Here is an 11,959-nt window from a genome sequence, read left to right on the forward strand (position 1 = left end):
GAAGTTTCAGCGCGAAAACGGTATCAGGCAGCCTGACGACGGCCAGGCTGGCGCGACGCTGTGCCAGCGGAACCGGCGCCACGCATTTCGAAGCGCTCAAGCAACTGCGAGAGACGCGCACTTTCTTGCGCCAGGGTCGCTCCAGCCGCATTCATCTCTTCTACCATGGCCGCATTCTGCTGGGTCATCTGATCCATATGGTTGACCGAGGTATTGATTTCGGAGAGCCCTGAAGCCTGCTCCTTGGCAGCCGTGGCAATCGCTTCCATATGCTGATTGATTGCTGTCACGAGATCGGCAATCTCACTCAGGCCAGCTCCGGTATCATTGACAAGATTGACACCCTGCGTCACCGCAGCCTCGGAGTTCCCGATCAGGAGCTTAATCTCCTTGGCCGCATTGGCCGAGCGTTGTGCAAGCTCGCGCACTTCCTGAGCAACAACGGCAAAGCCCTTGCCTGCATCACCGGCACGTGCGGCCTCAACACCCGCATTCAGCGCCAGAAGGTTCGTCTGGAAGGCGATTTCGTCGATCACGCCGATGATGTTGGTGATCTGGCTGGAGGCCATTTCAATCTTCTTCATCGCTTCCACGGCGTTCGACACGACTTCACTGGACGACGACGCACGCGTGCTGGCATGGCGCACGATCTCGCGGGCTTCGCTTGCCCGTTCCGAGGTCTGCTTGACGTTGGTGGTGACTTCCTCAAGCGCGGCGGCCGTTTCCTCAAGCGAGGCCGCCTGCTGCTCCGTGCGCTTCGACAGCTGATCGGATGCCATCGAGATTTCGCCACTGCCACTGCGAACGCTGAGTGCGGATTGGCTGACACCTTCCAGCGCATCGCGAAGCTGGCGAACCGAGCTGTTGAAGTCGTGACGCAGGGATTCGAACTGCGCGCTGAATACCTCGTTGATCTCGCAGGCGAGGTTCCCCGATGCCAAAGCCTGCAGGCCGCGTGCAAGCCCAGAAGTCGCCTGCGTCAGACGCTCTTCCGCTTCGCGCTCGGCCTTCTCCTGGAACGCAATCCGCTCCACTTCAGCCATTTTGCGGCTTTCCTCGGCCTCGGCCTCCAGCGTCTTGTTGTGAAGGGCCGCCTCCTTGAACACCTCAACGGCGCGCGCCATTTCACCGATCTCGTCCGAACGGCCGGATGCCGGAACAGCAACAGCCAGATCGCCACCCGCCAGTTTACGCATCACGCTTGTCAGCTGTGCAATCGGATTGGCGATGCGGAAGATGACCATCAGGATGCCGGCGATCGACAGCGCGAGCGTCATCACCATTGCAACGCCGTAGATCAGGATCGATTGGGTCGAGGACGCTACATTGGCGGCCGTGACGACATTCATCTGGTCAAGCGACTTTTGCGCGATGTCGGCAAGCGAGGCCTGCGCGGGTGCTGCCGGCTTGCGCCATGCATCAACCGCCATGTCCATCGGCTGGCCAGCTTCGAAAGCCGCCAGCGCAGCCGCCTTCTGCTCGGCATAGGCGCCGCCGAAATAGGTGCTTTCGGCAACCTTGTACTGCTCGACGATCGACGCCGGGACGGAGGGACCCTTGACGATCTGCGACACGAGATTCCATGCAAATCCGACCTTGCCGTCGTGAACTGCGATTTCCGAGAGCTTGGCCGCAGTGAGCGGCTCCTTGGCAATGATTGCACCAACCAGCGTCGAGTTCGCCGAACCGCCATAGGTACGCATGGACCAGCCAAGCGCACGAAGCTGCGTGAACATCATCAGTTGCGGATTGCGTGCCGCAATGACGACTTCCACGGCATTCGACGCTGCCTCGAGATCGGCCAGCATTTGATCGGCAAGCGCCAGCACCTGTTTCGTCAGGTCCGGGTCGCGGCTTGCGACCGGCTTCTGAAACGCGGCGTCGATCTGGGAACGAAACGAAACCCACCGTCCATAGGCATCCATTAGGGGGACAATGGACCGGCTGAGCTCGTCAGAGCCGATTTCCTCTGACAATGCCTTCACGGCATCGAATGCGGGATCCACTGCCTTACGGCCTTCCTGAAGGTTCGTCAGGCTTGACTGGATATCCGCCGGCTCGAGCTTGGAGGCAGAGGACGCCGCGCCACGCTCACCGCGCAGGCCGAGCAGCGCATCAAACAGCCGGGCGTCAAGCTGTGCGAGTTGTGACAGTTCTGTCGAACTGCGATAAACCGCGACCTCCTGCAGCAAGAGACGCCCGACGAGGCCAATAACCGCCAGGCTCAAGGCCGCAAAGGCCAGGATGAGAGTATGTTTGATGGATATTTTCATAAGGGTTCCCAAGACGCTGCCTGCTTGACCGAAGCCTCATACGCCACGGGCAAATCATACAAGTTTGAACCAACTTGTCATGATGAGATAAAAAGTCGATTAACCGAAGCAGGCGCTGGCGTCGGAATGGATCGGGACATTGACGTTTCCGACAGCACATGCACCAAACCGGAATGATTTTCGGCAAGAATGAGCCACAATTTCCGGCATATCGAAAGACCGGGGACAGAAACCCCATATGCGCCCTCTGCGACCCGCCTTCACTCGGTTCGCTGATTGCGGGTTGCCATGCTTTGAACGCTGCTATGCCTGGAGCCGAATGGCTTGATCCGCAGGCTGCCGCCCAACGTAGTCGGTTTGTACTCACAATGCGGGGCATGACGTTTTGAATACATATCCTTCTGCCAGGGCTGATGCGCAGTTCCCGCTTAAACGAGCGTCGGCGCTTGCGCGGCTTGACGCATTCGCGCCAGTCGCAGGCGCCGCTTATGGCAAACTGAGAAATCTCGACCGGGGGCCTGGGCAACACGAACATGTCTCGCGACTTTCAGCGAGCCTGAGACGCCGCGTGATAAGCGAGGTAGATACCATCAAAAGAGTGCTGTCTCTGCACGGGGTTGGGCACGCGGAAAAATTCATCAGCGAAATCTTCTGGCGAACCTACTGGAAAGGCTGGCTTGAACAGCGCTCCAGCCTCTGGCTCGACTATGAGCGTCTGGTCGAGAGGGAAATGCAATCACTTGAGGCTGATGGTGCACGATCGCGCCGTTACCGAGACGCCACAGATGCGCGCACCGGGATCGATTGTTTCGATGGGTGGACCAAGGAACTCCTGTCAACCGGGTATCTGCACAATTGGTCACGGATGCAGTTTGCATCGATCTGGATCTTCACGCTTGGCCTGCCATGGGCGCTTGGAGCCGAGTTCATGCGGCTCCACCTCATCGATGGGGACCCGGCTTCCAACACCCTTTCATGGCGCTGGGTCGCGGGGCTTCATACGATTGGAAAAGCCTATCTGGCGGATGCCGAGAAAATAAAGGCGATGACAAATGGACGGTTTGCGCCTGTAGGTCTGGCCCGACAGGCGCGAATTCCGATCGAAGAGATCGTCGTTCCCGCACCGTCATCACCACGACCGGCACCCCCCGTGGACGAGAAAGTTGAGAGCCTGCTCTTGCTGTCTGTCGAGGATCTTTCACTCGAGACCCTTCCGGAGTTATCGGGCCTGCAGGTATCCGCCATTGCCTATCTCTCGGGCACGGATCCCTATGACAGCGCCGCACTCGATGATGCGGTTTTGCGGGCCCAAGCTCGTTGGCCGAACGCCGAACGCCTGGGAGTGTATTCAGACGCAACGACCGCCGCCGCGCGCGCTCAAGGCTGCCGCCAGGTGGTGACAGGCTTTGTCACTGTCGGACCAACCGTGCCGCACGCCGAAACGGTCAGACGATCTGCGGAGCAACACCAGATGATATGGACCGAGCATGTCAGGGCATGGGATCGTCAGGCCTGGCCGCATTGCCGAAAGGGCTTTTTTGCACTCAAGGAGAAGATCCCGGCATTGCTGCGGTCTGCGGGGCTGACGGCATGACCCAACTGGTCAAGGTGTGGTTTGATAGCAGCTGCCCTCTTTGCCTGCGCGAAATCGCGCTGATGCGACGGCTCGATCGCAAAAATGCGATCCAGTTCATTGACGCCTGCGATCCGACAAACGCCTGCCCCCTGGACCGCGCTGAGATCCTTGCTCGCTTCCATGCAGAGGCGAACGGCATGCTCTATTCCGGTGCTGCGGCCTTCGCGGCCATGTGGCGGGCAATCCCCATTCTGCGCCCGCTTGGCCTGATCGCCGGCTGGGCACCGATGACACCACTCTTTGAACGCGCCTATCGCGGCTTTTTGCGCATTCGCCCCCGTTTGCAGGCGCTATTACGATGAAAGATCCCCGTTACAGTCCCGTCAGAACCTCCCGTCTTGGTCGCCTTGCGACGCTTGGACAAATGGCGGGTGGCGTGGCGACCGGCATCATGTCCGAGGGGCTGCGGCGGCTTGCACAGGGGGAAAGGCCGCAACTTTCCGATCTCATCTTAACACCGGCCAATGCGCATAAGGTCACGGAGCATCTCTCGCGCATGAGGGGGGCGGCGATGAAACTTGGCCAGATGCTCTCGCTTGATGCCGGCGAAATCTTGCCTGCGGAACTGCAGGCGATTCTCGCGCAATTGAGAAATCACGCACATATCATGCCACCGGCCCAGCTGGAGCAGGTGATGCGATCGGCCTGGGGCACAGACTGGCGCCGCCATGTGTCGCGCTTCGACACGCATCCTCTGGCCGCCGCCTCAATCGGACAGGTGCATCGCGCCACTCTGCGGTCAGGCGAAGAGGTAGCCGTCAAGGTTCAGTACCCGGGGGTGGCTGCCAGCATTGAATCCGACATCGACAATGTCGCGACACTGCTGCGCATCTCAGGCCTCCTGCCGCAGAGACTGGATATTACACCCCATCTGGCTGAGGCGAAAAGGCAACTGCGTGAGGAAGCGGATTATCTGCGTGAGGCCGCGCAGATGCAGCAGTACCGCGCCCTGTTGTCAGACGATCCGCGCTTCCTTGTCCCCCAACCGATCGAGGCATTGCTCACCCCGACAGTGCTGCCGATGACTTTCATGGCGGGAACGCCGATCGAGACCGTGTTGCTGCAGAGCGCGCCGGAACGCGATGCAGCAGCCACGGCATTGATCGAACTTGTCCTGAAGGAGCTTTTCGATTTCGGGCTGATGCAAACCGATCCCAATTTCGCCAACTACCGCTGGCAACGGGAGACGTGCAAGATCGTGCTTCTCGATTTTGGCGCGACGCGTTCGCTCACGCGGCCCAGCGTCGATGCCTATCGCAACCTTCTGAGAGCGGGTTTGACCGGCAAGGCGGCGCCGGTCCACCAGGCGCTGGTTGCCATGGGCTTCCTGACCCCTCAGCAGCTTTCGAAACACGGCAGGGATATTGATGAGCTAATCGGGCTTCTTCAGCACAGGCTCGAAACACCCATGTTCGACTTTTCCGACCGTCAGATCATTGCGTCTCTGCGGGACAAGGCAACTGTTCTGATCGGCGACCGGGCAACCTGGGGCCTGCCCTCACCTGACGGGCTGTTCATTCAGCGCAAGATCGCCGGAATGGTGCTCCTCAACATGAACATCCAAGCGCGTCTTCCGCTTCGTTCGCTTCTTGAACGATACGCCTGAACGTGAAGCCTCATTCACAGATGAGCGTTCACCGATGACCAACTTTTCCCACTATTTCTGACCCGCCCAGGATGCATGGACGGAACGTCTGAACTGTTGTCAGGCGTGGCCAAGCAAGCCTCCATGTATCCGGGAGTGTGCCGCACCCCCCTGCCATTTCGTCGGCACACCCAGCCGATACGTCACGGGCATGAAGCCATAGGCCTCCAGGGGTTCACACTGAAAACCGGGCTGGCGCAAAGTGCGCCGCCCTAGCGAATCCGCATGGAATGCCAATACGATGCGGAACTTTAAGCACGCAATCGTGTTGTTGCTCCGAGGCCTGACAACTAGGTCCGCTAAAGAGGAAAACCCATGAAAAAGATGATTTTCGCGGCGGCGCTCGTGTGCGCCTCGGCAGTGTCTGCCTATGCCCAGACCACAACCGTTCCAGCAACGGACGGCGACACGCCAGCGGTTGCAACACCTGACACCCCGAACGCTCCAGCTCCGGTGGAAGGCGCGAATTCCTTCACTGAGGCACAGGCCAAAGAGCGCATCGAGGCGGCTGGCTACACTGCCGTTACCGATCTCAAGCTCGATGACAAGGGCGTCTGGCAGGCGACAGCCACAAAGGACGGCAAGTCCATGTCTGTCGCCATGGATTACCAGGGCAATATTGTCTCGAAATAAGCGCGGAAACGCAGAGAAAGGTCATTCCCATGAAAACTGTTACCGGACTTTTTGACACCTATACCGACGCAAGCTCGGCCGTCAGCGCATTGGAAGCCCGCGGCATTCCATCGGACGATATCAGTATTGTGTCCAACAATGCGGACAACCGCCATAAGCACGGCGACAATGACAGCGCTGCCGCTGAAGGTGCCGGAACGGGTGCTGGCATCGGAGCCGTCGTCGGCGGCGCAGGCGGCCTTCTGACGGGCCTTGGCATCATGGCCATCCCAGGCGTCGGCCCCGTGGTTGCAGCAGGTTGGCTGGCTGCCACTGCGGCAGGCGCTCTTGCCGGCGCGGTTGCCGGCGGTGCAGCCGGTGGCTTGATCGGTGCACTCACCGATTCCGGCGTCTCCGAAGAAGACGCCCATGTCTACGCGGAAGGTGTCCGCCGCGGCGGTACGCTCGTCACCGCAAGGGTGGAGGACAACCAGGAAGCGGAAGCCCAGGCGATTCTGAAGCAGTCCAACTGGGTCGACCCGACGGTACGACGTCAGGCCTATTCGGAACAGGGCTGGACGAAGTTTGACCATTCGGCTGAACCTTACGGTCCGGCAGAAATCGAAAAGGAACGCGACCGGTACCGCGTTCGCCCCCTGTAAGGGATAAAGCGGAGGATCGGCAATAACCGATCCTCCGCCTTGCATTTGTGCACTGCAGCATTATTTTAGCAAAAGGGATGTCGGTTGGCTTTCCGGAACGCCAGAAGGTCACCCATGCGAAGCATCAATGACACCATCGAGCGATTGGCTCGTTACCGAACCCAAGTCCAGGGCTCCGCTGATCAGCCAAGCATGCTGACGAGGCTGGAAGGGTCCTTCCACAATCCCGGCCAGCTAACAGGCTGGTATAGAATGCCCGACAGTCCGCAAACATCGCCACCCCTCGTCGTCGTCCTGCATGGATGCACTCAGACAGCGGCTGCCTATGATCACGGATCAGGTTGGTCTAGGCTTGCCGACGACTACGGATTTGCAGTTCTGTTTCCGGAACAGTCCAGGCAGAATAATGCCAATCTGTGTTTCAACTGGTTCCAGAGCGATGACGTTAGACGCGATAAGGGCGAGGCTCATTCCGTCCGCCAGATGATCGCCCACATGGTCGGACATCACGGGGTCGATCCACGCAGGATCTTCGTGACCGGTCTCTCGGCCGGGGCGGCCATGGCAAATGCGCTTCTTGCATCCTACCCCGACGTATTCGCCGGTGGCGCAATGATTGCCGGCCTGCCCTTTGGCGTTGCCTCGACAGTGCCGGAAGCGTTCGACCGCATGCGCGGTCATGGGCTTCCATCAACAGCAACGCTCGACGCCAAGCTCAAGAGCGCTTCGCAACATGAGGGGCCTTGGCCAACCGTCTCCGTCTGGCATGGAACCAGTGACAACACTGTTGTGGAAGCGAACGCCCAGGCGATCATTGATCAATGGCGAGGCGTTCACGGTATCGACGCAAGCGCAAGCCACACGCAAATCGTAGATGGCCACAGACTGGAAACCTGGAAAGACATGTCAGGCCGCAACGCCATCGAGCACTACAGGATTTCCGGAATGAGCCACGGGACCCCCATCGATACGACATCCGGATACGGCAACGCCGCTGCGCATATGCTCGATGTCGGCATTTCATCAACGGTGCACATTGCGCGCAGTTGGGGACTGACGCCGTCGTTCGAGCGAAGAGACATGCCACTCGCCTCGGATGGCGCACGCCAAGCGGGCACGAAACCAGCAACACCGCAAAGAACCGATGGCATTCAGGATGTCATCGAGAATGCTTTGCGGGCCGCAGGCCTGATGAAATAAACGCTAGCCACCTGCCCGCGTGAACTCGGTTTCACGCGGTCAATTGGCCAACCGCGTCCGGTGAACAGGCAGCGGTATGGGCGAGGACAAGCCCGGGGCGCCGCAACGCTCGCACGGCTATCGTCCTCCCTCACAGTGCAACGCGCTCCCAGGTCCAAAATAGTGCAACACCGCAGCTACCAATACCGACGGGTCGGACCACCACGGTTCTGCCTCCAACATGTCGCGCTGCCCAGCCGAATACGAAGAGGCACCCCCATTGAAACCCAGCAAAGGCAACGCCCAAAGCCGACTTTGGGCGCCGACGATCATATCTTCCGTGATGTGCGTCTTGCGCCCGGATTGGAACCTGATCCGCTCAAGGCCAAAGAGACGTCACAATGCAGTTTGCGATGTGCAGATCGAGGACATCATCATGTCGTCCGCCATGGCTGCATGATCGCCCGTGAGGCAGCACAGGCTCGGTGAGAGAGCGACCAGGAAGAAGGCTGTGGCGCTCGTGCCGAGGATGCGGCTCATCCAGCCTTTGCTGGCGGGCTCTTCCGGAGGTTCCTCGGCAGCAACCGTCTCTACGTCGGCCGGCTTACCAACAACCGCGCCAAACTTCTCAAAGAAATCGCCAGCCAGTTTCTTCGCAGTGCTGTCGATCAGCCTGCTACCCATCTGCGCCAGCTTGCCCCCGATTTCGGCTTTGACAGTGTAGTTCAGGATCGTTGCGTCACCATCCGGGTCGAGGGTGACTTTGGCTCCACCCTTCGCAAAACCGGCCATGCCGCCCGAGCCCTCGCCCGAGATCGTGTAACCGTTCGGTGGATCGAGATCGGACAGGGTCACAGTGCCGGCAAAGCTCGCCTTCACCGGACCGATCCTCAGCGTAACCTTGGCAACCATCTCGGTTTCGGATGTCTTTTCGATGGTTTCGCAGCCGGGTATGCACTGGCGCAAGATGTCGACATCGTTCAGTGCCGCGTACACCACCTCGCGCGACGCCTCGATGCGTTGTGATCCGTTCATATCCATGACTGTTCTCCCATTGTCAGTTTCTCTGGCCGCGTCGACGGATCTCGATCATTTCCGCCACGATCGAGAAGGCAATTTCATCAGGCGTGATGGAGCCGAGGTCGAGACCGGCTGGCGAGCGAATGGCATCCATGGCCCCGACATCCAGCCCCGCAGCTTCCAGATCGCGTCTCAGTGCCGCAAATTTTTTGCGCGAACCGACAAAGCCGGTATAGCGGCTCTTTGTGCCGAGAACCGCTTTCAGCGCAGCACTGTCGCCGCGCCCTTGAGTGGCGATGACGATAAAGCCATGTTGCGAACCATCGGTCGGCAGCTCGAAACCATCGACCATCCGGTCTGCGGTGCCAAAAGCTGCATGATCGGCGAGCGGCGCACAGACCGTAACGAAAAAAACCATGCGACGGGCGATGTCGGCAAGGGCCGCAGCCACCGGGGACGCCCCGAGAATGGCAAGATGCGGACGCGGCAGAACAGGTTCAACGAACACATCCATCGTACCCTGGCTCGGGCACATGTTGCGTGCGTAGAGCACGCCGTCTCTGACGTCTCCGGCTTTCACCTGCTGCACATCGAGCAAATCTTCAGGCTGGATACTGATGAGCCGGGGCTGACCGTCGCGGATGGCGTCGCTCGCGGCCCGGAGCACGGCCCCACGAGCGCAACCGCCGCCGATCCAGCCGGCGGAAATACTTCCGTCCGCCAGCACAACAGCCTTGGCACCCGCCTTTGCGGCCGTCACCGAGACCGTACGGACGACGGTCGCAATGGCGAACGGTTCGCCCCGCGCCTTGGTCAAACTGACCAGATCGAGAATATCGGAGGCTTCCTGCATGCTCAGATCCTCGCCAGATAGGGTTCGAGCGCCTTCAGGCTCTCCAGATTATGCGCCGGTGCAAAAAGATCGACAAACGGAAGTGCTGCCTTCATACCGGCAGCCTCGGGGGCATAGCCCTGCCAGCCGATCATCGGGTTCAGCCATGCGATCCGCCGGCACCGGCGGCGGAGCGCCTGCATCTCATCGCCCAGCCGTTCGGCCGGTCCCGTGTCATAGCCGTCCGACACGATCATGACGCAGGTGCGCGAATGGATGCAGCATTTCGCATGCCATTTGTTGAAGGTTGCCAGACTGTCGCCGATGCGGGTGCCGCCGCCGGTGCCCTGCCCCATCAGTGCCATGCGCTCGACGGCGCGCTCCGGATCGCGCTCCCGCAGCGCCGGCGAGATATGAACCAGCCGCATGTGAAAGAGGAATGCCTCGGCCTCCTGAAAAGCGTCGAGCACGCCATGCATGAAGCGCAGGAACACCGCAGAGTAGAGGCTCATCGATCCGGAACCGTCGAGAAGCACGACGAGCCGCAACGGCTTTTCCCGACGTTTCCGGAAGACGAGCTGCATCGGCGTGCCGCCATTCGCAATGCTCTTGTGGATGGTGCGCCTGAGATCGAGCCTTTGGCCACGCGGGCGCGACCGCATGCGCCGCGTCATCCGTGCGCGCATTGAAAGCGCCAGTCGCTCAGCCAGACGATGCGCTTCGGCGAGATCGTCCGGATGCGTCAGGTGCCGGAAATCGGTTTTGCCCAAGAACTCGGCGCGTGACGCTCCGTCGCGCCGGGTCTCGCCCGTCTCAACAGCCTCTGCCCCCTCACCGCGCTGGACATGATCGGCGTGTTCCTGCTGACCTTGGCCACGCGCACCGGACGCCGCGGCCTGCACTCCATCAGGGGCCTTCTGCGGCGCGCCCGACATCCGGGTAGCGGACTTCATCCCGCGCTTAAGCCAGAAGGCATCGAAAATCTCGTCGAACTTCATCCAATCCGAGTGTCGACTGCAAAACAGCGACCTGAGCGCCGGGCGAAGCTGCGACGGGCGTCTTGCAGTGTCTCCACTGATCACCGTCAGCGCGTCGCGATACTCCGCAAGACCGACGATGAAACCATTGTCGCGCAGGACAGCCGCAAAGGCCGCAAGCTTCGTGCGCATCAACTCGCCCAGTTCAGGCTCGGTCTTTCGCAGCGCGCTCATCTCACGCCACCTTTCCGAGCAAACGTTCAGTGACCTGCTGCGTCATGCGGGCCTTATCCTCGGCCGTCTTGATCAAACACATGAGCGTCTCATGAACCGCTTCGGGTTCGTCATGCAGCTGCCGGATCTCGAGGCCGGCAAGCGTTGCAGCCCAATCGAGCGTCTCGGCCACGCCCGGCGTCTTGCGCAGGTCTTCCTTGCGGATGAGGCTCACCATAGACGCGATCTGTAACGCCAACGCCGCATCAATGCCCGGCAGTCGCGACAGAATGATCCGCGCTTCGCGGTCGACATCGGGAAAATCGACATAGTGGTAGAGGCAACGCCGCCTGAGCGCGTCCGACAGTTCGCGGGTCCCGTTGCTCGTCAGGATAACCCGCGGAATGGTCATGGCCGTCACGGTTCCGAGTTCCGGTATCGACACCTGGAAATCCGACAGGAGCTCCAGCAGAAAGGCCTCGAACTCCTCGTCTGCCCGGTCGACCTCATCAATCAGCAGAACCGGTGCCTTTGCCTGCCGGATGGCGGCAAGGAGAGGCCGTTCAAGCAGATATCTTTCGGAAAATATGGCCTCTTCGACTTCGTCGGCATCGACGCCTTCACGCGCCTTGATCGCCAGCAATTGCCGCTGGTAGTTCCACTCATAGAGGGCCGAACTCTGGTCCAGCCCTTCATAGCACTGCAACCGGATCAGCTTGGTATCATGTGCGAGCGCCAAGGCGCGTGCGACCTCCGTCTTGCCAACACCCGCCTCACCTTCCAGAAGCAGCGGCCGTGACAGGCTGTCCATCAGCCACAGCGCGGTCGACAGGTCGCGATCGGGAACATACCCGACCGCGGCCATCTGCGCGGCAATCTTCTCCTGTGGAAGCGTCACTGCCATCGACTG

11 protein-coding genes are annotated in these 11,959 nt (G+C 60.3%); 6 read left to right on the forward strand and 5 right to left on the reverse strand.

Going from position 1 to position 11,959, the window contains the following annotated elements; genetic code table 11:
• Window positions 1–23 precede the first annotated feature (23 nt).
• The gene (locus IP76_RS09795; protein ID WP_054158021.1) at window positions 24–2,273 is read right to left on the reverse strand and encodes a methyl-accepting chemotaxis protein; all 2,250 of its coding nucleotides are present in this window, start codon (window positions 2,271–2,273) and stop codon (window positions 24–26) included.
• 568 nt (window positions 2,274–2,841) lie between these two features.
• On the opposite strand from IP76_RS09795, the gene IP76_RS09800 reads away from it, so the two are divergent.
• The 6 genes from IP76_RS09800 to IP76_RS09825 all read left to right on the forward strand — a co-directional run bounded on the left by IP76_RS09800 (window position 2,842) and on the right by IP76_RS09825 (window position 8,028).
• The gene (locus IP76_RS09800) at window positions 2,842–3,867 is read left to right on the forward strand and encodes an FAD-binding domain-containing protein (protein WP_245281430.1); all 1,026 of its coding nucleotides are present in this window, start codon (window positions 2,842–2,844) and stop codon (window positions 3,865–3,867) included.
• Complete coding sequence (locus IP76_RS09805) at window positions 3,864–4,211, forward strand: DUF393 domain-containing protein (protein WP_054158023.1); 348 nt, start codon at window positions 3,864–3,866, stop codon at window positions 4,209–4,211. The genes IP76_RS09800 and IP76_RS09805 overlap by 4 nt, the downstream gene beginning before the upstream one ends.
• On the forward strand, window positions 4,208–5,515 hold the full coding sequence (locus IP76_RS09810; protein WP_054158024.1) for an AarF/ABC1/UbiB kinase family protein: 1,308 nt from the start codon (window positions 4,208–4,210) through the stop codon (window positions 5,513–5,515). The genes IP76_RS09805 and IP76_RS09810 overlap by 4 nt, the downstream gene beginning before the upstream one ends.
• 354 nt (window positions 5,516–5,869) lie before the next feature.
• Window positions 5,870–6,187 (forward strand): PepSY domain-containing protein, encoded by a 318-nt coding sequence (locus IP76_RS09815; protein WP_054158025.1) that lies wholly within the window; start codon window positions 5,870–5,872, stop codon window positions 6,185–6,187.
• A 29-nt stretch (window positions 6,188–6,216) separates the two neighbouring features.
• Complete coding sequence (locus IP76_RS09820) at window positions 6,217–6,828, forward strand: general stress protein (RefSeq protein WP_054158026.1); 612 nt, start codon at window positions 6,217–6,219, stop codon at window positions 6,826–6,828.
• A gap of 114 nt (window positions 6,829–6,942) precedes the next feature.
• Window positions 6,943–8,028, forward strand: a complete 1,086-nt coding sequence (locus tag IP76_RS09825) for a PHB depolymerase family esterase (RefSeq protein ID WP_054158027.1) — start codon at window positions 6,943–6,945, stop codon at window positions 8,026–8,028.
• Between the two features lie 375 nt (window positions 8,029–8,403).
• Here IP76_RS09825 and IP76_RS09830 read toward each other — a convergent pair whose 3' ends face one another.
• From IP76_RS09830 to IP76_RS09845, 4 genes are read right to left on the reverse strand one after another with little or no spacing between them, the layout of a single operon-like run.
• Window positions 8,404–9,048: a carbon monoxide dehydrogenase subunit G gene (locus tag IP76_RS09830; RefSeq protein WP_054158028.1), complete on the reverse strand. Its 645-nt coding sequence runs from the start codon at window positions 9,046–9,048 to the stop codon at window positions 8,404–8,406.
• A gap of 16 nt (window positions 9,049–9,064) precedes the next feature.
• On the reverse strand, window positions 9,065–9,880 hold the full coding sequence (locus tag IP76_RS09835) for an XdhC family protein (RefSeq protein ID WP_054158029.1): 816 nt from the start codon (window positions 9,878–9,880) through the stop codon (window positions 9,065–9,067).
• A gap of 2 nt (window positions 9,881–9,882) precedes the next feature.
• On the reverse strand, window positions 9,883–11,070 hold the full coding sequence (locus IP76_RS09840; RefSeq protein WP_054158030.1) for a VWA domain-containing protein: 1,188 nt from the start codon (window positions 11,068–11,070) through the stop codon (window positions 9,883–9,885).
• 1 nt (window position 11,071) lies between these two features.
• Window positions 11,072–11,953, reverse strand: coding sequence for a MoxR family ATPase (locus tag IP76_RS09845; RefSeq protein ID WP_054158031.1), 882 nt, complete (start codon window positions 11,951–11,953; stop codon window positions 11,072–11,074).
• Window positions 11,954–11,959: the final 6 nt, after the last annotated feature.

The sequence above is a fragment of the Rhizobium sp. AAP43 genome (assembly GCF_001296045.1).
GTDB lineage: Bacteria > Pseudomonadota > Alphaproteobacteria > Rhizobiales > Rhizobiaceae > Allorhizobium.